General features: G+C 71.1%; 22 protein-coding genes and 1 tRNA gene. 6 read left to right on the top strand and 17 right to left on the bottom strand.

Features of this window, described 5'->3' with window-relative positions:
• The first annotated feature begins 332 nt into the window (after positions 1-332).
• A complete protein-coding gene (locus Q2K21_RS03125) occupies positions 333-1,577 on the top strand; it encodes an amidohydrolase family protein (protein WP_310763899.1) in 1,245 nt (414 codons plus the stop codon).
• Positions 1,578-1,754: 177 nt separating this feature from the next.
• A complete protein-coding gene (locus tag Q2K21_RS03120; protein ID WP_310763897.1) occupies positions 1,755-2,411 on the top strand; it encodes an SDR family oxidoreductase in 657 nt (218 codons plus the stop codon).
• Positions 2,412-2,507: 96 nt separating this feature from the next.
• Here the strand turns inward: Q2K21_RS03120 and Q2K21_RS03115 are convergent, their stop codons facing one another.
• The 3 genes from Q2K21_RS03115 to Q2K21_RS03105 all read right to left on the bottom strand — a co-directional run bounded on the left by Q2K21_RS03115 (position 2,508) and on the right by Q2K21_RS03105 (position 3,223).
• Complete coding sequence (locus Q2K21_RS03115; RefSeq protein ID WP_310763885.1) at positions 2,508-2,720, bottom strand: hypothetical protein; 213 nt, start codon at positions 2,718-2,720, stop codon at positions 2,508-2,510.
• 4 nt (positions 2,721-2,724) lie between these two features.
• Positions 2,725-2,976 (bottom strand): hypothetical protein, encoded by a 252-nt coding sequence (locus Q2K21_RS03110; RefSeq protein WP_310763882.1) that lies wholly within the window; start codon positions 2,974-2,976, stop codon positions 2,725-2,727.
• 165 nt (positions 2,977-3,141) lie between these two features.
• Positions 3,142-3,223 (bottom strand) — tRNA-Tyr (locus Q2K21_RS03105).
• Positions 3,224-3,448: 225 nt separating this feature from the next.
• Here Q2K21_RS03105 and Q2K21_RS03100 point away from each other — a divergent pair.
• Positions 3,449-3,937 carry a YajQ family cyclic di-GMP-binding protein gene (locus tag Q2K21_RS03100; RefSeq protein WP_310763880.1) on the top strand — a complete coding sequence of 163 codons (489 nt, stop codon included), beginning with the start codon at positions 3,449-3,451 and terminating at the stop codon, positions 3,935-3,937.
• 98 nt (positions 3,938-4,035) lie between these two features.
• Here Q2K21_RS03100 and Q2K21_RS03095 read toward each other — a convergent pair whose 3' ends face one another.
• From Q2K21_RS03095 to Q2K21_RS03030, 14 genes are all read right to left on the bottom strand, one after another.
• Positions 4,036-4,302, bottom strand: a complete 267-nt coding sequence (locus Q2K21_RS03095; RefSeq protein ID WP_310763878.1) for a GlsB/YeaQ/YmgE family stress response membrane protein — start codon at positions 4,300-4,302, stop codon at positions 4,036-4,038.
• A gap of 221 nt (positions 4,303-4,523) precedes the next feature.
• Positions 4,524-5,090 (bottom strand): SMI1/KNR4 family protein, encoded by a 567-nt coding sequence (locus tag Q2K21_RS03090; RefSeq protein WP_310763877.1) that lies wholly within the window; start codon positions 5,088-5,090, stop codon positions 4,524-4,526.
• A gap of 144 nt (positions 5,091-5,234) precedes the next feature.
• Entirely contained in the window at positions 5,235-5,627 is a 393-nt protein-coding gene (locus tag Q2K21_RS03085) for a YccF domain-containing protein (protein ID WP_310763876.1), read from the bottom strand.
• Entirely contained in the window at positions 5,624-6,487 is an 864-nt protein-coding gene (gene htpX, locus Q2K21_RS03080; RefSeq protein WP_310763875.1) for a zinc metalloprotease HtpX, read from the bottom strand. Before htpX ends, Q2K21_RS03085 begins: the two co-directional genes overlap by 4 nt.
• 223 nt (positions 6,488-6,710) lie before the next feature.
• Positions 6,711-8,210: an NADH-quinone oxidoreductase subunit N gene (locus tag Q2K21_RS03075; protein WP_310763874.1), complete on the bottom strand. Its 1,500-nt coding sequence runs from the start codon at positions 8,208-8,210 to the stop codon at positions 6,711-6,713.
• Positions 8,207-9,781: an NADH-quinone oxidoreductase subunit M gene (locus tag Q2K21_RS03070; protein WP_310763873.1), complete on the bottom strand. Its 1,575-nt coding sequence runs from the start codon at positions 9,779-9,781 to the stop codon at positions 8,207-8,209. Before Q2K21_RS03070 ends, Q2K21_RS03075 begins: the two co-directional genes overlap by 4 nt.
• Positions 9,782-9,787: 6 nt before the next feature.
• Complete coding sequence (locus tag Q2K21_RS03065; RefSeq protein ID WP_310763872.1) at positions 9,788-11,779, bottom strand: NADH-quinone oxidoreductase subunit 5 family protein; 1,992 nt, start codon at positions 11,777-11,779, stop codon at positions 9,788-9,790.
• Positions 11,776-12,141, bottom strand: coding sequence for an NADH-quinone oxidoreductase subunit NuoK (nuoK, locus tag Q2K21_RS03060; protein WP_310763871.1), 366 nt, complete (start codon positions 12,139-12,141; stop codon positions 11,776-11,778). Before nuoK ends, Q2K21_RS03065 begins: the two co-directional genes overlap by 4 nt.
• On the bottom strand, positions 12,141-12,776 hold the full coding sequence (locus Q2K21_RS03055; protein ID WP_310763870.1) for an NADH-quinone oxidoreductase subunit J family protein: 636 nt from the start codon (positions 12,774-12,776) through the stop codon (positions 12,141-12,143). The genes nuoK and Q2K21_RS03055 overlap by 1 nt, the downstream gene beginning before the upstream one ends.
• Entirely contained in the window at positions 12,773-13,399 is a 627-nt protein-coding gene (locus tag Q2K21_RS03050) for a NuoI/complex I 23 kDa subunit family protein (RefSeq protein WP_310763869.1), read from the bottom strand. Before Q2K21_RS03050 ends, Q2K21_RS03055 begins: the two co-directional genes overlap by 4 nt.
• A gap of 2 nt (positions 13,400-13,401) precedes the next feature.
• A complete protein-coding gene (locus Q2K21_RS03045) occupies positions 13,402-14,370 on the bottom strand; it encodes a complex I subunit 1/NuoH family protein (RefSeq protein WP_310763868.1) in 969 nt (322 codons plus the stop codon).
• Complete coding sequence (locus Q2K21_RS03040) at positions 14,367-15,638, bottom strand: NADH-quinone oxidoreductase subunit C (protein ID WP_310763867.1); 1,272 nt, start codon at positions 15,636-15,638, stop codon at positions 14,367-14,369. The genes Q2K21_RS03045 and Q2K21_RS03040 overlap by 4 nt, the downstream gene beginning before the upstream one ends.
• Entirely contained in the window at positions 15,635-16,321 is a 687-nt protein-coding gene (locus Q2K21_RS03035; protein ID WP_310763866.1) for an NADH-quinone oxidoreductase subunit B, read from the bottom strand. The genes Q2K21_RS03040 and Q2K21_RS03035 overlap by 4 nt, the downstream gene beginning before the upstream one ends.
• Entirely contained in the window at positions 16,312-16,752 is a 441-nt protein-coding gene (locus Q2K21_RS03030) for an NADH-quinone oxidoreductase subunit A (protein ID WP_386276151.1), read from the bottom strand. The genes Q2K21_RS03035 and Q2K21_RS03030 overlap by 10 nt, the downstream gene beginning before the upstream one ends.
• Before the next feature lie 320 nt (positions 16,753-17,072).
• Between Q2K21_RS03030 and Q2K21_RS03025 the strand changes: the two genes are divergently transcribed.
• The 3 genes from Q2K21_RS03025 to Q2K21_RS03015 all read left to right on the top strand — a co-directional run bounded on the left by Q2K21_RS03025 (position 17,073) and on the right by Q2K21_RS03015 (position 20,830).
• A complete protein-coding gene (locus tag Q2K21_RS03025; RefSeq protein WP_310763865.1) occupies positions 17,073-18,266 on the top strand; it encodes a sensor histidine kinase in 1,194 nt (397 codons plus the stop codon).
• Positions 18,267-18,551: 285 nt separating this feature from the next.
• The gene (locus Q2K21_RS03020; RefSeq protein WP_310763864.1) at positions 18,552-19,901 is read left to right on the top strand and encodes a sensor histidine kinase; all 1,350 of its coding nucleotides are present in this window, start codon (positions 18,552-18,554) and stop codon (positions 19,899-19,901) included.
• 269 nt (positions 19,902-20,170) lie between these two features.
• Positions 20,171-20,830 carry a response regulator transcription factor gene (locus tag Q2K21_RS03015; protein WP_310780561.1) on the top strand — a complete coding sequence of 220 codons (660 nt, stop codon included), beginning with the start codon at positions 20,171-20,173 and terminating at the stop codon, positions 20,828-20,830.
• Positions 20,831-20,909 lie beyond the last annotated feature (79 nt).

The following is a 20,909-nucleotide window of genomic DNA, read 5'->3' as shown; positions in this document are numbered from 1 at the left end:
ATCCGTTCCTCGGCACCCGCCCCGGCCTGTTTCCGACGGCTCCCCACGGTTCCCCGGTGGCCTCCAGAGCCACTCGACAGGCTGGAGGCGACAGGCCTCTCTTGAGCCACCCCAGCACCGGCAGCACCTTGCCCCGCAGTGGCCGCCCTGGTCGCCTCGGGGCCCGGACAGCACCACACCACCGGTACGACTATTGCGCTCCTCCCCGCCCCTGCCGGGTCGTCGTCCTAGGCTCGACTCACTCTGCGTGATCTTGCCCACCTACCGAATTCGGTAGGCGCTCCACGCATCTTGCCCACGCGTGCGCAGACGCCCCGAGCCCCAGGAGCGCGATGCCCGACAGCCGATCGCAGCCGCCCCATTCCTCGTCCTCGTCGTCGGGACCGGCCGATTCGAGCGGCCTGCTGCTGTGCGGGGCGCGGCTCACCGACGGCCGGATCGTGGACGTGCGGCTGGGCGGCGGGCGCATCGAGGCCGTCGGCACCGTCGGGAGCCTGGCGACGGGCACCGCCGGCGCCCGTGTGGACCTCGGCGGCTATCTGCTCCTGCCGGCCCCGGTCGAGCCGCACGCACACGGCGACACAGCCCTGACCGCGGACGGCGACGGACCGGTGTCGTACGACCCCGAGGAGGTCCAGCGCCGCACCACCGAGGCCGCGCTGCTCCAGCTCGGGCACGGCGCGACGGCCCTGCGCTCGCACGTGCACATCGGCGATGTACAGGGCCTGGAGGTGCTGGAGGCGGTGCTGACGGCGGGGCGTTCACTGTGCGGGCTCGCCGAGCTGGCAGTGGTGGCGATGCCGCGGGTGCTGACCGGGGCCGCCGGGGCGGACGGGCTCGCGATACTGCGCGACGCGGTGAAGATGGGCGCGACCGTTGTGGGCGGCTGCCCGGATACGGACCCCGATCCGACCGGCTACACGGAGGCGGTCCTCGAACTGGCATCCGAGTTCGGCTGCCCGGTCGACCTTCACACGGACGCCGACGATCCCGCGCGCCTCGCCCGGCTCGCGGCGATGGCGGGCGGGCTGCGCCCCGGGGTGACGCTGGGCCCGTGTGGCGGGCTCGGACGTCTCCCGGCGACGGCGTCGGCCCGTGCCGCCGACCAACTCGCCGCCGCCGGAGTGACGGTGGTCTGTCTGCCGCAGGGAGGTTGCGCCGGCGTCGAGCGGCGCGACACGGCTCCGGTACGGCTGCTGCGGTCGGCCGGGGTGCGGGTCGCGGCGGGCAGCGGGGCACTGAGGGACGTGGCGAATCCCGTGGGGCGGGGAGACCCGCTGGAAGCGGCGTACCTGCTGGCGTCGCGGTACGGGCTGCGCCCCGAGGACGCGTACGACACGGTGAGCGCGTCCGCCCGCGCCGCCCTCGGCCTGCCGGAGGTGCGCGTGGAGGCGGGCTTCCCCGGGGAACTGCTCGCCGTGCGGGGCGACCGACTGGCGGGCGCGCTGTCGCTCGCGTACAGCCGCATCGTGGTGCACCGGGGGCGCGTGGTGGCTCGCACGAGCGCGGTGCGGGAGTACTGCAACTCGGCGGCGGGGGTGCTGGACCTGCCCCGGCAGGGCCGGGTCCAGCCGTAGTGACGACGGGACTGAGGAACCGTACGGGGGGACGACGGGCGGCGGAGCCGCTGCGGAGCCGTATGCCGATCCGCAGGGGCGCTGTGAGGCGGCGGAGGCGTCTGCGGAGGCGGTGAGAACCGAGCCGTGCGTGAAGTCGTGCGGCAAAGGCGTCCGTCCGGGCGTACGGTCGGAAACATGCGCATTGTCATCGCTGGTGGTCATGGTCAGATCGCGCTGCGGCTGGAACGGCTGCTCGCCGCGCGCGGTGACGAGGTCGCGGGGATCATCCGCCGCGCGGAACAGGCCGACGATCTGCGGGCTGCGGGCGCCGAACCGATCGTGTGCGACCTGGAGTCGGCGTCGGTCGAGGAGGTCTCCGCGCACCTGGAGGGAGCCGACGCGGCCGTCTTCGCGGCGGGAGCGGGTCCGGGCAGCGGCGCGGACCGCAAGTACACGGTGGACCGGGACGCGGCGATCAAGTTCGCGGACGCGTCGGAACGGGCGGGGGTAGGCCGTTTCCTGGTCGTCTCGTCGATGGGCGCGGACCCGGAGCACCCGGGCGACGAGGTGTTCGACGTGTACCTGCGGGCAAAGGGCGAGGCCGACGCGTACGTACGCGCGCACAAGTCCCTGGACTGGACGATCCTGCGCCCCGGCTCGCTGACGAGCGACGCCGGCAAGGGCCTGGTCCGCCTGGAGGCACACACCGGCCGCGGCTCGATCCCGCGCGACGACGTGGCGGCGGTCCTCGCGGAACTCGTGGACACGCCCGCGACGGCAGGCCTGACCCTGGAGCTGATCAGCGGTTCGACCCCGGTGTCCGTGGCGGTGAAGTCGGTGGCAGGGAACTGAGCGAGGCGCCGGTGCCGGTGTTAGTGCCGTACCCCTTCCACACGAAGGGCCTGGTGAACAGAGCGGACGTACGGCCCTCCTGACGACGCGTCGGGCTCAGAAGAGGGGGAGCTGACCGGGGAACTCCGGTACGACGTACCCGTCGAGGGTGGGCTGCGTGGCGTCGGCGTCCGCGAGCCGGCGGGACCCGGGGCACGAGACGAGTGTCCCGCTGCTCCGCGCCCCCGCCGGGTCGTGCCGCGCGAACCGCCCCGCGACGACGGCGATTTCCCGACGGCACTCGGGACAATTCCTGCGGCGCGACGACATGACCTCAGCGTACGAGCCAGCCCGTGGTGCCGCCCACCACGGGCTCTTTGGTGCCGCCGATTCCGGCGGTGACAGTGGCCGGCGCGACTTCACCGACCACAGTGACCACCAGCAGCGGTAGCCGCCGTGACGTCACCGCCCACAGTGACACCAGCAACAGTGGCTGGCGCGGCTTGCCCGGTGATGGTGCCCATGGATGCCGTGGTTGGACCGGCAACCACGGGAAACCGCTGGTGGCGGCGGTGGCGGTGTACATGACCGCGGCGTTGATCCGGTGCGACCCGGCGTGACACCGCTCATGGCTGGGCGCGGGGGTCTGGCACCGAGTCGGCGGTCTGCGGTCCCTCTGGGATCGTCCTCGGACACGAAGAGACCCCCTCCTCTCTGCGTTTCCGCAGAGAGGAGGGGGTCTTCCCCAGTGTGGCGGCGCCAGGATTCGAACCTGGGAAGGCTGAGCCGGCAGATTTACAGTCTGCTCCCTTTGGCCGCTCGGGCACACCGCCGGGGTTTGCTGCCTTGAAGGCCACCTTTCGGCGGTGCTCCCTGGCAACGACGTAAACAATACCTGATGCACGGGGGTGCTTCGCCACCCGATAGATCGGCGCCCTGAGGGGAGCGGGTGGCTAGGCTTATGCGGATGCGGCCCGGGATCGAAGCCGGGCCAGGCGGCCGCGCGCCCGCACGCCTATACGCACCCCGATCCAACCCGATACAAGGAGCCACAGGACATGGCCGACTCCAGTTTCGACATCGTCTCGAAGGTCGAGCGGCAGGAGGTCGACAACGCCCTCAACCAGGCCGCCAAGGAGATCTCGCAGCGCTACGACTTCAAGAACGTCGGCGCCTCGATCGCCTGGTCCGGCGACAAGATCCTGATGCAGGCCAACTCCGAGGACCGGGTGAACGCCGTCCTCGACGTCTTCCAGTCCAAGCTGATCAAGCGCGGGATCTCCCTGAAGGCACTGGACGCCGGTGAGCCGCAGCTGTCCGGCAAGGAGTACAAGATCTTCGCGTCGATCGAGGAGGGCATCTCCCAGGAGAACGCGAAGAAGGTGGCGAAGATCATCCGCGACGAGGGCCCGAAGGGCGTCAAGGCGCAGGTCCAGGGCGACGAGCTGCGCGTCAGCTCCAAGAGCCGCGACGACCTGCAGGCCGTGATCGCTCTCCTGAAGGGCCAGGACTTCGACTTCGCACTGCAGTTCGTGAACTACCGGTAGGCCCTCGGCGACCAGGTGACCGTACGAGGAAGGGTGGGCACCCCGGAGCGCGGGGTGCCCACCCTTCCCTGCTGCTGGCTGCGGCTTCAGGGATGGGTTCAGCGGCGTGAGTCTCCGAACAGGATGCGGTAGATGATCAGCAGCACGAGCGAGCCGCCGATCGCGGCCGCCCAGGTGGCTCCGTCGTAGAAGTGCTTGGCGATCGGGTGGTCCAGCCAGCGGGCGGATATCCAGCCGCCGATGAAGGCACCCGCGACGCCGATGAGAGTCGTACCGATGAAGCCGCCGGGGTCCTTGCCCGGCAGCAGGAACTTGGCGATGGCGCCTGCCAACAGCCCCAGAATGATCCAGCTGACAATGCCCATGCCGTGAACCTGCCCTTCCGCGCTGTGCCTGTGCTGTGCTCATGCTCCGGCCAGGCTGTGCTCATGCGTTGGCGCCGCTTGATACTGCGAGTCGCGCTCGCTCTTGCGTGCTTTCGTGCGTAGCTGTCAGGGAGGACGCCTCGGCGACGGCCGCCGGTTGCAACGTTCCACGGACGCGCCCCGGACCGTGGGCCGAGCAGAGCGCTGCCGGAGCGCGCTCCCTACGACACCCGCAGAGCACCCGTGCGTATCGAGAAGTCCGGCCAAGGCGCCAGGTCCGCCCCTTCGCTGGACTCCTCGTACCATCCCGTGCCGTCGAGCCACGCCCGCAGCCACTGCGCGAGGCCGGGGGCGTCCACGTACCAGGCGTGGTCGGCGTCATCGGCATTCGGCTCGTAGAGCAGGACCGCACCCTGCGAGGTGCGACAGTCCACGCACGCGTACATCCCGCAGCCCCAGTGGGATATCGGCAGGACGCCCTCGGGCCAGGACCAGTCGGGGTCCTTACGCCCGCTCTCCCGGTTCGCGAGGTACTGCGCGACGGCGGCCGGCTCGCCGGCCGGCGGGCTGTCGAACAGGGGCAACAGGCCATACTCCGGGCCGAATCCGCCGTCCCCAATCCGCAGGTACAGCGCGGCGAGCAGCGGCGGCAGGGGGAAACCCAGAGCCGCCTCGGCGCGGGCGAGCGTGACCTCCTCGACGGGCTCCGGGAGAGAAGGCCAGCCCCACGGGCGGGTGTTGCGGGCCTGCTCCGCCACCCTGTCCAGCAACTGCTCGTTCTCGGTCATGGGTTCATGATGCAGGCCGCCACTGACAATCGGGCGGCCTGTGGACAACCCTGGGCGGGCTCATGGCAGGCGTGCTCATGGCAGGCACACGTCGATGTGTCCCTCGGCAACCTCACCCGGCTACGGTCCGGCCCGGCCCGTACGTCAGCGCGCCGCGAACGCCTGGTCCGTACGCACGATTTCGCGGCCCAGCGGGAGCAGTGAGACCGGGATGAGCTTGAAGTTCGCGATGCCGAACGGAATGCCGATGATCGTGAGGCACAGGGCGATGCCCGTGGCGATGTGGGCGAGGGCCAGCCACCAGCCCGCCAGGATCAGCCACAGGACGTTGCCGACGCAGGACGGCGCGCCCGCGTCACGGCGCTCGACCGTCGTATAGCCGAAGGGCCACAGCGCGTAGACGCCGATACGGAAGGCGGCGATGCCGAAGGGGATGCCGATGATGGTGATGCACAGCAGGAGGCCCGCGAGCAGGTAGCCGAGGAACAGCCAGAAGCCGCTCAGGACGAGCCAAATGACGTTCAGGATTGTCTTCATCGGTGACGACCTGCCATCTGCTCTAGCCGGGCGATGCGCTCCGCCATCGGCGGGTGCGTGGAGAACATCTTGGAGATGCCCTGGCCCGGACGGAAGGGATTCGCGATCATCATGTGGCTCGCCGTCTCGATCCGTGGCTCGGGCGGCAGCGGGAGCTGCTTGGTGCCCGCCTCCAGCTTGCCCAGGGCGCTCGCGAGTGCGAGGGGGTCGCCGGTCAGCTGTGCGCCGGACGCGTCCGCCTCGTACTCCCTGGAGCGGCTGATGGCGAGCTGGATGAGGGACGCGGCGAGGGGGCCCAGGATCATGATCAGCAGCAGGCCGAGGATTCCGGGGCCGTCGTCGTCGTCCGAGCGGCCGACCGGGATCAGCCAGGCGAAGTTCACCAGGAACATGATCACCGAGGCGAGGGCGCCGGCGACCGACGAAATCAGGATGTCGCGGTTGTACACGTGGCTCAGCTCATGCCCGATGACGCCGCGCAGCTCGCGCTCGTCGAGAAGCCGGAGGATGCCTTCGGTGCAGCACACGGCCGCGTTGCGTGGGTTGCGGCCGGTCGCAAACGCGTTCGGCGCTTCCGTCGGCGAGATGTAGAGGCGGGGCATGGGCTGTCGGGCCTGGTTGGAGAGCTCTCGGACCATGCGGTACAGCGCGGGGGCCTCGAACTCGCTCACCGGGCGCGCGCGCATCGCGCGTAGTGCCAGTTTGTCGCTGTTCCAGTAGGCGTACGCGTTCGTGCCGAGCGCGACGAGGACCGCGACGATCAGGCCCGTACGCCCGAAGAAGCTGCCGATGACGATGATGAGTGCGGACAGTCCCCCGAGGAGTACTGCGGTCCTGAGCCCGTTGTGCCGGCGGTGCACGGTACGCCCTCCAAGTGGTGCGGCAGGGGAACCCTTTGTCTGCGAATGCTGTTGACTCCACTTCTCAGTGGACCCTCCCGCACTGGTCAACGCCAGGCGGCGGGCGCAAGTTCCCTTGTGCGCGCGCCGACGCGCGTGGGCCGTCCGGGTGATGCCGCCCTACGAGAACTGGCACGCGCGCGTGCCGCGTCTCGTAGGGCGCGCGCGTGAAGGACGTCGTCCGTCAGAAGAGGCTGGTGGCCGAGAAGCGGAGCACGAGCTCGGGCGCGCCGGACAGGGCGATGCCCAGGACGGCCGTGAGGGCCATGGCGGCCGTGAGCGGGGCCGGGACGCGGTGCTTCTCGGGTTCGCCCTCGGGGGCGCGGAAGAGCAGGGCCGTCCACTGGAGGTAGTAGAAGAGCGCGATCACCACGTTGACGGCCATGACCACGGCGAGCCAGCCGAGACCCGCGTCGACGGCCGCGGAGAAGACGGTGACCTTCGCGAAGAGGCCGATGATGCCCGGCGGGAGGCCTGCCAGGCAGAGCAGGAAGAAGGCCAGGAGCAGGGCGGCGAGCGGGTTGGATCGGTACAGGCCGCGGTAGTCGGCGATGCGGTTCAGGGCCCTCGTACGGCCCACGAGGGCGGCCACGGCGAAGGCGCCGAGGTTCACCGCCGCGTACATCAGTGCGTACGCCACGGTGGAGCCGATCGACTTCTGGGCGTCCTGGGAGTAGGCGGCAGCGGCGATCGGCACCAGGAGGTAGCCGGCCTGGCCGACGGAGGACCAGGCGAGCAGGCGTACGGCGCTGTACGCGCGCGTGGCCTGCTGCCGGAGTGCGCCGACGTTGCCGACGCTCATGGTGAGGGCGGCCAGGGCGGCGAGCGCCGGGCCCCAGACGTCGGAGTACGACGGGAGGGCGACGACGGTGACGAGGATGAGGCCGGAAAAGCCGACCGCCTTGCCGACGACCGACAGGTAGGCGGCGACCGGCAGGGGCGCGCCCACGTAGGTGTCGGGCACCCAGAAGTGGAACGGGACGGCGGCCGTCTTGAAGGCGAAGCCGACGAGGGTGAGGACGACGCCCGCCTGGGTGAGTGTCTGGAGCTGGCCGTCGACGTGCTGGATCCGGTCGGCGACCTGGGTGAGGTACAGGGTGCCCGTGGATGCGTACAGGAAGCTGATGCCCATGAGGCTCACCGCGGTCGCGGTGACGGACGACAGGAAGAACTTCAGGGCCGCTTCGGAGGAGCGCTTGTCGCCGTACCGGATGCCGACGAGGGCGAACGCGGGCAGGGAGGCGACCTCCAGGGCGACGACGAGGGTCGCCAGATCGCGGGAGGCGGGCAGCAGGGCGGCGCCGGCCGCCGAGGAGAGCAGCAGGAACCAGAACTCCCCTTCGGGGAGTTCCTTCTTGGCGTCCTTCAGGGCGGTGACCGACAGGAGGGCCGCGAGGAGGGCGCCGACGAGGACGAGGAACTGGATGACGAGGGTGAAACGGTCCGCCGTGTAGCTGCAGACGTGCGGGTCACCGGTCAGGCAGAAGGTGGAGCGGTCGCCGTCCAGGAGGGGCAGCAGCATGATCGCCGCTGCGGCCAGGCCTGCGATGGAGACCCAGCCGAGGAGGGGCTTGTTCTTCTCGTCGAGGAACAGGTCGGCGACGAGGACGACGAGTCCGACGACCGCCGCGATGGTGGGCGGCGCGATCGCCAGCCAGTCGACGGACTGGACGAGGGAGCTCATCGGGTGCCTCCTGCGAGGAGCTGCTGCACGGCCGGGTCGGTCAGGCCGAGGAGGGCCTTGGGCCACAGGCCGGCGACGACGGTGAGGGCGACGAGCGGCGTCCAGGCCGCGAATTCGTACGTGTGGACGTCGGCGAGCTTCGGGGCTTCCTGCGGTACGGCGCCCATGCAGACGCGGCGGACGACGACGAGCATGTACGCGGCGGTGAGCAGGGTGCCGAACGCGGCGATCGACATGAACGTGAGGAACGCGGGGCGGCTGAGGTCCGCGGCGGGCTTGAACGCGCCGAACAGCGCCAGCATCTCGCCCCAGAACCCGGCGAGGCCGGGCAGGCCCAGGGAGGCGACGGCGCCGAAGGCGAGCAGGCCGCCGAGGCGGGGAGCCTTGCCGTACAGGGCTGCGCCGGTCTCCTCGGCGAGGGTGTCGAGGTCGGTGGTGCCCGTGCGGTCCTTCAGTGCTCCGACCAGGAAGAAGAGGAGGCCGGTGATGAGGCCGTGGGCGATGTTGGCGAACAGCGCGCCGTTCACGCCGGTCGGGGTCATGGTCGCGATGCCGAGCAGGACGAAGCCCATGTGGCCGACGGAGGAGTAGGCGATGAGCCGCTTGAGGTCGCCCTTCGCGCCCTGTTTGGCGAGGGCGAGGCAGGCGAGGGATCCGTAGATGATCCCGACGACTGCGAAGGCGGCGAGGTACGGCGCGAAGGTGTGGAACCCGTCGGGCGCGACCGGCAGGAGGATGCGTACGAACCCGTACGTACCCATCTTCAGCAGGACACCGGCCAGCAGGACCGAGCCGACGGTCGGCGCGGAGGTGTGGGCATCGGGCAGCCAGCTGTGCAGCGGCCACATCGGCGCCTTGACCGCGAGCCCGATCCCGATCGCCAAAACGGCGATGACCTGCACGGATGTAGTGAGCGACCGGCCGTTGTCAGTGGCGAGTGCCACCATGTCGAATGTGCCCGCCTTGAGTCCGATCAGGAGCAGGCCGAGCAGCATGACGACGGAGCCGAGCAGCGTGAAGAGGATGAACCTCCACGCGGCCTGGGTCCGCCCCGCACCGCCCCAGCGGGCGATGAGGAAGTACATCGGGATGAGCACCGTCTCGAACGCGAGGAAGAACAGCAGCAGGTCGAGGACGGCGAAGGTCGCGAGGGTGCCGGACTCGAGGACGAGCAGCAGGGCGACGAAGGCCTTCGGGGACGGGCCCGCGGGCAGCTTGAAGTACGAGTAGAGCGCGCAGAGGAAGGTCAGCAGCGCGGTCAGGACCAGAAGGGGGAGGGAGATGCCGTCGATGCCGAGGTGGATCCGCACATCGAGTGCGGGGATCCAGCTGATGTCGGTCGTGGCCTGCATCTTCGACGGGTGGTCGTGGTCGAAGCCGAGCGCGAGGGCGATCGCCGCGATGAGCACGGCGCCGGTGACGGTCACGCCGTGGCGCAGCACGGCCTGCTCGGGCGACTTCCCCTTCAGCCCGGGCGGGGCCGGCAGGAGGGCGGCGAGCGCGCCGATGAGCGGCACGACGACGACGAATGCCAGAAGGAACTGCATCACGGACTCGCTGATATCGATCACGCCTGCTCACGCTCCCGTGGCGACGAGGAGGGCGGCCACCGCCAGGACGACGGTGCCGGCGAGCAGCGCGCTCACATAGGTCTGCACATTGCCGGTCTGGGCGCGCCGTACGGCGGCCCCGAGCAGGCGGGGTAGGGCGCCGGCGCCGCGTACGTAGGTCTCGACGACCTCGCGGTCCAGGAACCGGACGAGACTCGCTCCGGCCCTGACCGGGCGGACGAAGAGCGCGTCGTACACGGCGTCCAGGTGGAAGCCGACGGCCGCGTGGCGGTGCAGCGGGCCGAGCAGGAGGCGGCCCGGGTCCGCCGGGTCGGGCGCGTAGGCCACATCGCCGTACGCGGGCGCGTGGCTCGCGATGGCCTCCGCCTCGACCAGCCCGGCGTCCGCCTCGGGGTGAGCCGCGACCGCACCCAGCGGGACGCGGGCCGCGAGCGCGGTGGTGTGCCGCCAGGCGCCGTACGTCACGAGTCCGCCGGCCAGGGCGAGGCCCGTGCCGAGGACGGAAGTGGTGAGGGTCGGCGTCAGGTCGTGGCCGTCGAACCAGTCGGGCAGTACGCGGTACGTGAGCCCGAACGCGAGCGACGGGACGGCGAGCACCCACAGCACGGCGTTCATGACGAGGGGCTGCTTGCCGTGGTCCGGGGCCTCGGCGCCGTGGCCGCGGAAGGCGAGCAGCCACAGGCGGGTCGCGTACGCGGCGGTGAGCAGGGCCGTGACCAGGCCGGTGACCAGCACGATCCAGCCCGCGGCGGCGGGGGCGTGTTCGGTGTGGCCGGTGGTGACGTGCTCGGCGGCGCCGAGGACGGACTCCTTGGAGAAGAAGCCGGCGAACGGCGGGATCGCGGCGAGCGCGAGGAGCGCCACGGTCATCGTCCAGTAGGCGTCGGGTACGCGGGCGCGCAGGTCCTTCATGCGGGACATGGCGGCCAGCGAGTTGGTGCCGGCGGCGTGGATGATCACGCCGACGGCGAGGAACAGCAGTGCCTTGAAGGCACCGTGGGACAGGAGGTGGAAGACGGCGGCACCGCGCTCACCGACGGCGAGGGCGCCGGTCATGTAGCCGAGCTGACCGATCGTCGAGTACGCGAGGACTCGCTTGATGTCGTCCTGGGCGAGTGCGGCGAGCGCCGAGCCGACCATCGTCACGGCGGCCATGCCGGCGAGGACCACCATCGCGGCCGAGGATGCCTCGAAGACCGGGAGGAGACGGGCGATGAAGTAGACACCGGCGGCGACCATCGTCGCGGCGTGGATCAGCGCGGAGACGGGGGTCGGGCCCGCCATCGCATCGGGGAGCCAGGTGTGCAGCGGGAACTGCGCCGACTTGCCCGCCACGCCGCCCAGGAGCAGCAGGGCGACCAGGGTCGGGTGGTGCAGTCCGCCGCTCGCGACGGTGCCGAGGACCGTCGTGATGCGGAAGGAACCGGCGTCGGTGGCGAGGGCGAACAGTCCGATGAGGAAGGGCACGTCGCCGAGCTTGGTGACCAGGAAGGCCTTGATGGAGGCGGCGCGGGCCTCGGGGGTCTCCCAGTAGTGGCCGACCAGGAAGTAGGAGCAGATGCCCATGATTTCCCAGCCGACCAGCAGCACGATCAGGTCGCCCGAGTAGACGACCAGGAGCATCGCGGAGGTGAACAGGGAGACGAGAGCGGCGTACGAGGGGTAGCGCGGGTCGTCGCGCAGGTAGCCGGTCGAGTAGATCTGCACGCAGGAGGCGACGACGCCGACCAGGACGGCGACGAGGGCGGCGAAGCCGTCGATGTGCAGGGCGAGCTCGATCGGGACCGAGCCGGTGGGCGTGAGCTCGGTGGCGGAGTCGATGGCCCGGCCACCGTCCTGGTGCACGGCGACCAGCACGGCCAGCACGAGAGAGGTGAGGGTCGGAAGGACGGCGAGCGGGCGGACGAAGCCGGGGGCCGTACGGCCGAGCAGCAGGCCGGCCGCGGCGCCCAGGAACGGCAGGAGGGGGACGAGGACGGCGAGAGTGGTCGTGGTCACGCGGTGGCCTCAGCCTTCTCAGCCGGGGGGGTGTCGCCTTCGGGGCCCTCAGCGGTGTCGCGGAGCCTGTCGATGTCCGAGGTGCCGCGGTTGCGGTAGACGGCGAGGACGATCGCCAGGCCGATGCCGATCTCGGCGGCGGCGATGGCAATGGTGAACAGGGTCAGGGCCTGGCCGGAGTGCAGCGTCTCGCGGGCGGTCCTGCTCAGCCAGACGTCGAAGGCGACGAGGTTGAGGTTGACGGCGTTGAGCATCAGCTCGACCGACATCAGCACGAGGATCGCGTTGCGGCGGGCGAGGACGCCGTACAGGCCCGTGCCGAAGAGGAGGACGGAGAGCACGGCGGGATAGGCGAGGTGCATCAGCGGGCGCCTTCCTTCTCGCTCCGGGTGCCCGGGACGCTCGGGGCGCTCACGGTGGTGGTCGCGGCGTCCGCCTTCGCCTTGCGGGAGAGGACGATCGCGCCGACCAGGGCGGCGAGGAGGAGAACGGAGAGGGCCTCGAAGGGGAGGACCCAGTTCTGGAAGAGGCTCGCACCGGTGACCTCGGTGGAGCCGGAGGCCGGTCCGTCGAGGTCGATCCAGGTCGTACGGAAGGCGTCGACGACCACCCAGACCAGGGCGCCGGCCGCGCCGACGGCCACGGTGAGGGCGGCCCAGCGGTTGCCGGAGTCGGCGTCCGGGGAGCGGCCGATGGGGGCCTTGGTGAGCATCAGACCGAACAGAAGGAGTACGACGACGGAACCGACATAGATGAGGACCTGCACCCAGGCGATGAACTCGGCGGTGAGCAGGAGGTACTCGACGGCGAGACCACCGAGGGTCGCCACCAGCCACAGGGCGGCGTGGACCAGCTGCCTGGTGGTGACGGTGACGAGCGCGGCGCCGAAGGTGACCAGGCCGACGAGGACGAAGGCGATCTCGACTCCGGTCGGGGAGAGGAAGCCGTGCGTTTCGGCGGCGGCCGTCGTGGTCGCCGCTGCGGAGGCGAGGCTCACGACGCTCCCCCCTGCGGATCGGCGGGCTCGGTCGGCTCGGCCTCCGCTGCCTGCGCGGCCGCCAGCTTCTCGGCGGTCTTGCGGGCGGCGGCGATCTCCTTGGGCTCCTCGGCGCCGGGGTCGAGGGCGGGCGGGGCCGGCACGGTCCACATCCACTCGCGCAGCTTGTCGCGCTCGTGGGTGAGCTCGCGGATGTCGGTCTCGGCGTACTCGAACTCCGGTGACCAGAAGAGGGCGTCGAAGGGGCACACCTCGATGCAGATACCGCAGTACATGCAGAGGGAGAAGTCGATGGCGAAGCGGTCGAGGACGTTGCGGCTGCGCTCGCGGCCGCCGGGGGTCGCCGCCGGGACCGTCTCCTTGTGGGAGTCGATGTAGATGCACCAGTCCGGGCACTCGCGGGCGCACAGCATGCAGACCGTGCAGTTCTCCTCGAACAGGCCGATCACGCCGCGGGTGCGCGGCGGCAGGGCGGGCTGGGCGTCCGGGTACTGCTCGGTGACGGACTTCTTCGTCATCGTGCGGAGGGTGACGGCCAGGCCCTTGGCGAGGCCGGAGCCAGGGATGCGGGGCCGGGTGGGCGGGAGAGATCGGCGCCGGGTGGGCGGGAGCGGCTCGGCCATGGTTAGGAGATCACCACCTTGACGATGCCGGTGAGGGCGATCTGGGCGAGGGAGAGGGGGACGAGGAGGGTCCAGGAGAGTTTCTGGAGCTGGTCCTCGCGCAGGCGGGGGTAGGTGACGCGCAGCCAGATGACGACGAAGGCGAGGATCGCGGTCTTCAGGAGCGTCCACAGCCAGCCGAGGCCGTCGGCGCCCCAGGGACCGTGCCAGCCGCCCAGGAAGAGGACGGTGGTCAGGCCGCACAGGACGACGATTCCGGCGTACTCGGCGAGGAGGAACAGGGCGAAACGCAGGCCGGTGTACTCGGTGTAAGCGCCGAAGATGATCTCCGAGTCGGCGATCGGCATGTCGAAGGGCGGGCGCTGGAGTTCGGCGAGGCCGGCGACGAAGAAGACGATCGCGCCGACGATCTGCCAAGGCAGCCACCACCACTCGAAGGCACGGACGATGCCGGGCAGGGAGACCGTGCCGGCCGCCATGGCCACCGAGGCGGCGGCGAGCAGCATGGGGAGTTCGTAGGCGAGGAGCTGGGCGGCGGTGCGGAGGCCGCCGAGGAGGGAGAACTTGTTCGCGGAGGCCCAGCCGGCCATGAGGGAGCCGAGCACGCCTACGCCCATGACGGCCAGGACGAAGAAGATACCCGCGTCGACGACCTGACCGACCGCGCCGGCGCTCGGGCCGATCGGGATGGCGAGCAGGACGAGGAGGTACGGGAGGAGGGCGACGGCGGGGGCCAGCTGGAAGATGCGGCGGTCCGCGCCCGTCGGGACGACGTCCTCCTTCTGCGCGAACTTCACGCCGTCCGCGATGAGCTGGGCCCAGCCGTGGAAGCCGCCGGCGTACATCGGGCCGAGGCGGCCCTGCATATGGGCCATGACCTTGTGTTCGGTCTGGCCGATGATCAAGGGGAAGGTGAGGAAGACGCCGAACACGACGAGGAGTCGCAGGGCGACGTCGAGAGCGCCGTTCACCGCGTGCCTCCGGAGGGGTCGTCGTGGGTGGGGGGTTCGTCCTGGGTGAGGGGGGCTTCGGCCTTGTCCTCGGCCCTGGTTTCGGCCTTGTCCTCGGCCCTGGTTTCGGCCTTGTCCTCGGCCCTGGTTTCGGCCCTGGTTTCGGCCCTGGCCTCAGCTTTGCCATCAGCCTTCGCGTCAGCCTTCGCCTCGGCTTCCGCCTCGGTCGGCGGTTCGGGGGCGGAGTCGGCTTCGTCGAAGGCCGGGCGGGCGTGGTGCCAGGGAGCGTCCGAGCTGCGCGGGGCGACGGGCGGCTCGGGGGCCGTGCCCTCGGCTGCCGAGGCGCCCGCGCGTTGCGAGGCCGAGCCCTGGGACGCGCTGCGCGTACGACGCGGACCGGCTGCCGGAGCGGCGGGAGAAGCCGCCGGTTCCGTACCCGCCCCGCGCTGCGAGGCCGAGCCCTCCGACGCACTGCGCGCACGGCGTGGACCCGCGGGAGACGCCGCCCCCGCGCCGCCCTCCGCCGCCCCGCGCTGCGAAGCCGAGCCCTCGGAGACACTCCGCGCGCGACGTGTCGGGACCGGGGACTCCGGGGTCTCACTCGCGGCAGCGGCCGGGGCCTGGCTTGTCGAGCCCTCCGCTGCCGTGCGGGTGCGGCGTACCGGGCGGTCGCCCGCCGTGCGGCCCGCGGCTCGGGCCGGGCGGGCGGGAGCCGGGGGAAGCTGGCCCTTCAGGGGACCCCACTCGTTCGGGTCGGGGACGCCCGGAGGCAGCATCTGGCGGCGCTTGGGGCCGCCGTGATCGGATTCGCCCGGTTCCTTCGCGCCGGGCCAGGCCTTGGCGACCCGGGCCGCGAGCACGAAGTCCTTGCGCAGGGGGTGGCCCTCGAAGCCGTCGGGCAGGAGCAGGTGGTCGAGCGCCGGGTGGCCCTCGAAGGTCACGCCGAACATCTCGTGGGTCTCGCGTTCGTGCCAGGCGGCGCCCGCGTAGACGTCCACGGCGGAGGGGAGGACGGGGGCCTCGTGCGGGACCGTCGTACGTACGAGAAGACGGCGGACCGGGGACAGGGCGACCACGTGGGCCGAGACGCGCAGGCCCGTGCCCGGTTCGTCGACCGCGCTCAGCCAGTCGAAGTACGTGCAGCCCAGGTCGTCGCGTGCGACCCGCAGCGCCGCGGTCCAGCCTGTCGGCGGTACGTCCACGGTCAGGACGTCGTACGACTCCTCGGCCGTGGCCTCCGGGCCGAAGAGGTCCTCGGCGGGTGCGGGCAGCCAGCCGATCGCGGTCATCGCCCCTCCCCCGCGACCGAATCACCCTCGACCGAATCACCCTCGACCGAGTCACCCGCGACCGGGTCACCCGCGACCGAAGGCACGGACGGCGGCTGGACCAGGCCGCTCTGCAGAGCCGCGGTGGACGGCCGCGACGCGCCGTACCGCTCCCCCAGCGACTCGCGTGCGATCTTCTCCTGGAGCTTGAGGATGCCCTGGAGCAGCGCTTCGGGGCGCGGTGGGCAGCCGGGGACGTACACGTCCACCGGGATGATCTGGTCGACGCCCTTCGTGACGGAGTACGAGTCCCAGTAAGGGCCGCCGCAGTTGGAGCACGCACCGAAGGAGATGACGTACTTCGGCTCGGGCATCTGCTCGTACAGCCGTTTGACGGCCGGGGCCATCTTGTCCGTGACCGTGCCGGACACCACCATCAGGTCGGCCTGGCGCGGGCCGGGCGCGAACGGGATGACACCGAGGCGGATGAAGTCGTGGCGGGCCATCGACGCGGCGATGAACTCGATCGCGCAGCAGGCGAGGCCGAAGTTGAAGACCCAGAGGGAGTAGCGGCGGCCCCAGTTGAGGACCACCTTCATCGGCTCGGGGGCGAGGCGGGCCAGCGCGCCCAGCCGCTTGGGCTCGGGCAGCAGCACCGGCTCGGCAGGAGTCAGGTCCGGCGTCAGGTCCGGCGTCACGTCCATGCCAGGACGCCCTTCTTGTATGCGTACAGCAGTCCCACGGCCAGGAAGCCGAGGAACACGAACATCTCCACGAGCGTGGTCGCGCCGTAACGGGGGTCGGCGAAGACCGTCGCCCACGGGAAGAGGAAGATCGAGTCGACCGCGAAGATCACGTACAGGAACGCGTAGACGTAGTAGCGCACCTGAGTGTGGGCCCAGCCCTCGCCGACAGGGTCGACGCCGCACTCGTACGTCAGAAGTTTCTCAGGGGTGGGCACGACGGGGCGCAGCAGGCGGCCCGCGCCGAAGGCCACGGCGACGAAGAGCACGCCGATGACGGCGAGCAGCCCGACGACGGAGTAGGAGTCGAAGTAGCCCGCCGCGACGACGTTCCCGACGGTCCCCGCGCTCCCGGTCTCCGCCACAACAGCGACGGCAGTCGGATCCGGCACGTCAGCCCCTCACTCCCTGGCCTCGTGACCCTGGTGAACCCTGGCGAACTCTGTGTTCGACGATCTGTACGCACGGGAGTCTAGGCCCTGCTAAAGAAAGGGTAAGCAGCCCGTCGCACCTCGAGATGCCCCGGTAAGCGCCGGTACCCGCTGTACTCCCGGTACGGCACGGATCACGTGACGCCGTTGCGCCTCTGCTCACCGCTCACCGGATCTCCGGAAGGTGGGGTTTTCCCCAGGTGACCGTGGCGGTCCGCCTCATGGCGTCGCGGCGCGCGGCACGGCAGGCTGACGGTCATGACCGAACGAGGCCGGCAGATATGACCGAACGCATCACGACCCCCGGCACCTTGGACGACGAGCGTCCGCCACCCCCGCGTTTCGCCCTGGACGGGTACACCTGGCGGGAGATCACGCATCTCCTCGCGAACCTGCCGGTGTCGCTGGTCGGGTTCACGTACGTGATGACGGTGCTGGTCACGGGGGCGGGGCTGACGGTGACCGTGGTCGGCTTCCCGCTGCTGGCGGCCGGACTGCTGGGCGCGCGGCAGCTGGGCAAGCTGGAGCGGGCGCGGGCCAGGGCACTGCTCGGCGTACGGGTGGAGGAGCCGACCCCGCTGCCGTTGCGCAGGAGCGGCGGGGTGTTCCCGCGCGTGTGGATGGCGCTGAGGGACCCGGTGGGCTGGCGGACCGTCCTGTATGAGTTCGTCCGGCTGCCCTGGGGGATCCTGACCTTCACGGTGGCGCTCGTGGGGCTGTTCGTCCTGTGGCCGGTGCTGCCGTTCATCGCGCGGGGGCTGACGAATGTGGACCGGGCGATGGTGCGCGGACTGCTGTCCCCCTCCGACGAGCTGGAACGGCGCATCGCCGAACTGGAGTCCGACCGCGGGGTGGTCGTGGACACGGCGGCGGCCGATCTGCGGCGCATCGAGCGCGATCTGCACGACGGGGCCCAGGCTCGGCTGGTCAACCTGGCGATGGGGCTCGGGCTGGCCAAGGAGAAGCTGCTCGAGGACCCCGACTCGGCGGCGGCGATGGTCGAGGAGGCCCACGGCGAGGTCAAGCTGGCATTGCAGGAGCTGCGGGACCTGGCGCGCGGCATCCATCCGGCGGTTCTCACCGACCGCGGCCTGGACGCCGCGCTGTCTGCGGTCTCCTCGCGCTGCACCGTGCCGGTACAGGTGACCGTGGACCTGGAGGTGAGACCGGCCGCGGCGATCGAGGGCATCGCCTACTTCACGGTCTCCGAACTGCTGCAGAACATCAGCAAGCACAGCGGGGCGAAGTCCGCCTCGGTCGACGTCTGGCGGGCGGACCAACGGTTGCTCGTCCAGGTGCGGGACGACGGCCGCGGCGGCGCCCGCCTCGACGGCGGCACCGGCATGGCGGGGCTCGCGGAGCGGCTGGGCGCGGTCGACGGCCTCTTCGTCATCGACTCACCGGTGGGCGGCCCGACCACGATCACCGCCGAACTGCCGTGGCGGGACCGCGGCGCCGAGGCGCGGCCGAGCTAGACCGACTCACCGGCCGGCGGCCCCACCACGATGACCGCCGAATGCCGCCCCGCGCACGCCGAAGCGGCCGCACGCCACTGCGTACGACCGCTCCCCGCAGCCCGCCGCACGGGCTGTTCCGGATGCGTCGGCCCGGGCGTGGTGGGGAAAACCCCCGGTTCAAGACGCCGACGCGCTCCATGGCCGGGGCGGACGCGCGAACAGCAAGGTGGGGGTACGAACCGGCGAGTGCGCCGAGCAGGCCGAGCACGCCGGGCTGGACGACGAGGGGAACGGACGACGCCGATGGCCACGCGGTACGGGCAGGGATACGGAGACTGGGACGGCCCAGAATCCCCGGGCGCCGGGGGGCGGCTGCACCGGCTTCCGGCGGCGCTGCGGGCGCCGATCGAGGGGCGCAGCTGGGGTGAGTTCGTCTACCTGGTGCTGAGCCTGCCGATCGGGATCATGACGTTCACCTACAGCGTCACCATGTTCTCGCTGGGGGCCGGGCTGCTGGTGACGTTCCTGGGGATCCCGGTGCTCGCGGCGGCACTCGCGGGGTGCCGGGGGTTCGGCGCGTTGGAGCGGGCGCGGGCGCGGGGACTGCTGGGACTCCAGGTGGCCGATCCGGAGCCGCTGCCGATCAAGCGGCGCGGGGCGATGGCGTGGATCGGGGCGATGCTCAAGAGCGGCACGTCGTGGCGGCACATGCTGTACACCGTGCTCCAGTTCCCGTGGGCGGTGTTCTCGTTCACGGTGGGGATCAGCTTCTGGGTGACCGGGTGGGCGCTGCTGACGTATCCGCTGTGGTTCTGGCTGTTCCCGATGTACGCCGGTCAGGACGGGCTGCTGCTGTACGGCGACGAGACGCGCGGCATCTACCTCGACAACCCGTTCGAGATCACGGTGACCGTGCTGGTGGGTCTGTTGTTCACGCTGACCACGCCGTGGATCGTGCGGGGGCTGACGACCGTGGACCGGCTGCTGGTGCACGGGCTGCTCGGGCCGTCGCGGCTGGCGACACGCGTGGTGGAGCTGGAGTCGGACCGGGGCGTGGTGGTCGACACGGCGGCGGCGGATCTGCGGCGCATCGAGCGCGATCTGCACGACGGGGCCCAGGCACGGCTGGTGGCGTTGGCCATGGATCTGGGTCTCGCGAAGGAGAAGCTGGCGGAGGATCCGCAGGCGGCGGCACGCATGGTGGACGAGGCGCACGGGGAGGTGAAGACGGCGCTGCAGGAACTGCGGGATCTGGCGCGAGGGATCCATCCGGCGGTGCTCACGGACCGGGGGCTGGACGCGGCGCTGTCGGCGGTCGCCGCGCGGTGCACCGTGCCCGTGCAGCTGGAGGTGGATCTGCCCTCGCGGCCGGCCGCGGCGATCGAGGGGATCGCGTACTTCACGGTGTCGGAGCTGCTGCAGAACATCAGCAAGCACGCACGGGCCTCGCGGGCCACGGTGGATGTGTGGCGGGTGGAGGACCGGCTGCTGTTGCAGGTGGTGGACGACGGGGTGGGCGGTGCGGATGCCTTCGGCGGGTCGGGGCTGGCGGGGCTGGCGGGGCGGCTCGACGCGGTGGACGGGATTCTGGTGGTGGATTCGCCGGTGGGCGGGCCTACGCGGATCACCGCGGAGTTGCCGTGGCGGGCGTGAGGGGGCCGGCCGGGGGCGGCGAGGGGTGAGTCCGCCCCCGCCGCCCCTGCCCTTCCCGTGCTTGGGGCTGCGCTCCCAGACCCCCGCTGTGTCGGCCTGAACGGCCTCGTCCGCAAACGCCGGACAGCCTCACCAGCCGCGGTTTGACGCCCGCGTACGCCACTCAGCTGGAATGCTGGGGGCTGCCGCACGGGCGGCGAACGAACCGGGTCCGCCGCCGGCGCGGGCCGGGAACAGGCTGTGGGGGGCCGAGGATCGTGGAGGACAGGGTGCGGGTGGTCATCGCCGAGGATTCAGTGCTGCTCAGGGAGGGCCTGACCCGGCTGCTGACCGACCGGGGTCATGACGTCGTCGCCGGTGTCGGGGACGGGGAAGCGCTGATCAAGACCATCACCGAGTTGGCGGACGGCGGCGAGCTGCCCGATGTCGTCGTCGCCGACGTGCGGATGCCGCCGACCCATACGGACGAAGGTGTCCGGGCCGCGGTGCGGCTGCGCAAGGCGCATCCCGGGCTCGGCGTGCTGGTGCTGTCGCAGTACGTGGAGGAGCGGTACGCCACCGAACTGCTGGCCGGTTCCAGCCACGGCGTCGGCTATCTGCTCAAGGACCGGGTCGCCGAGGTGCGCGAGTTCGTGGATGCCGTGGTGCGGGTGGCCCAGGGGGGCACCGCGCTGGACCCCGAGGTGGTCGCACAGCTGCTCGGGCGCAGCCGCAAGCAGGACGTGCTCGCCGGGCTCACACCCCGGGAGCGGGAGGTCCTAGGACTCATGGCCGAAGGACGGACGAACTCCGCGATCGCCCGGCAGCTCGTCGTGAGCGACGGAGCCGTCGAGAAGCACGTCAGCAACATCTTCCTGAAGCTCGGTCTGTCACAGAGTGATGGGGATCACCGGCGTGTTCTGGCGGTCCTCACCTACCTCAACTCCTGATCGGCTGACACTGTGTCAGACAGCGCGAATCCGTGCGTGCCGGTCGAACGGTCCGCCGCGTCCGCGACCGGCACCACCG

Source organism: Streptomyces sp. CGMCC 4.7035, assembly GCF_031583065.1.
In the GTDB taxonomy this organism is placed as follows: Bacteria; Actinomycetota; Actinomycetes; order Streptomycetales; family Streptomycetaceae; genus Streptomyces; species Streptomyces yaanensis.
The sequence above is the reverse complement of the archived record's forward strand: the minus strand, read 5'-3'. Positions and strand labels throughout refer to the sequence as shown.

Excerpts from the sequence above, each read along its gene's own strand:
- Q2K21_RS03090 (WP_310763877.1), bottom strand. The coding sequence starts at position 5,090 with ATGACCGAGAACGAGCAGTTGCTGGACAGGGTGGCGGAGCAGGCCCGC.
- Q2K21_RS03125 (WP_310763899.1), top strand. The coding sequence starts at position 333 with ATGCCCGACAGCCGATCGCAGCCGCCCCATTCCTCGTCCTCGTCGTCG.
- Q2K21_RS03035 (WP_310763866.1), bottom strand. The coding sequence starts at position 16,321 with ATGGACGTGACGCCGGACCTGACGCCGGACCTGACTCCTGCCGAGCCG.
- Q2K21_RS03075 (WP_310763874.1), bottom strand. The coding sequence starts at position 8,210 with ATGAGCTCCCTCGTCCAGTCCGTCGACTGGCTGGCGATCGCGCCGCCC.
- Q2K21_RS03120 (WP_310763897.1), top strand. The coding sequence starts at position 1,755 with ATGCGCATTGTCATCGCTGGTGGTCATGGTCAGATCGCGCTGCGGCTG.
- Q2K21_RS03100 (WP_310763880.1), top strand. The coding sequence starts at position 3,449 with ATGGCCGACTCCAGTTTCGACATCGTCTCGAAGGTCGAGCGGCAGGAG.
- Q2K21_RS03025 (WP_310763865.1), top strand. The coding sequence starts at position 17,073 with ATGACCGAACGCATCACGACCCCCGGCACCTTGGACGACGAGCGTCCG.
- Q2K21_RS03020 (WP_310763864.1), top strand. The coding sequence starts at position 18,552 with ATGGCCACGCGGTACGGGCAGGGATACGGAGACTGGGACGGCCCAGAA.
- Q2K21_RS03040 (WP_310763867.1), bottom strand. The coding sequence starts at position 15,638 with ATGACCGCGATCGGCTGGCTGCCCGCACCCGCCGAGGACCTCTTCGGC.
- nuoK (WP_310763871.1), bottom strand. The coding sequence starts at position 12,141 with ATGCACCTCGCCTATCCCGCCGTGCTCTCCGTCCTCCTCTTCGGCACG.
- Q2K21_RS03115 (WP_310763885.1), bottom strand. The coding sequence starts at position 2,720 with ATGTCGTCGCGCCGCAGGAATTGTCCCGAGTGCCGTCGGGAAATCGCC.
- Q2K21_RS03085 (WP_310763876.1), bottom strand. The coding sequence starts at position 5,627 with ATGAAGACAATCCTGAACGTCATTTGGCTCGTCCTGAGCGGCTTCTGG.
- Q2K21_RS03050 (WP_310763869.1), bottom strand. The coding sequence starts at position 13,399 with ATGGCCGAGCCGCTCCCGCCCACCCGGCGCCGATCTCTCCCGCCCACC.
- Q2K21_RS03095 (WP_310763878.1), bottom strand. The coding sequence starts at position 4,302 with ATGGGCATTGTCAGCTGGATCATTCTGGGGCTGTTGGCAGGCGCCATC.
- Q2K21_RS03110 (WP_310763882.1), bottom strand. The coding sequence starts at position 2,976 with ATGTACACCGCCACCGCCGCCACCAGCGGTTTCCCGTGGTTGCCGGTC.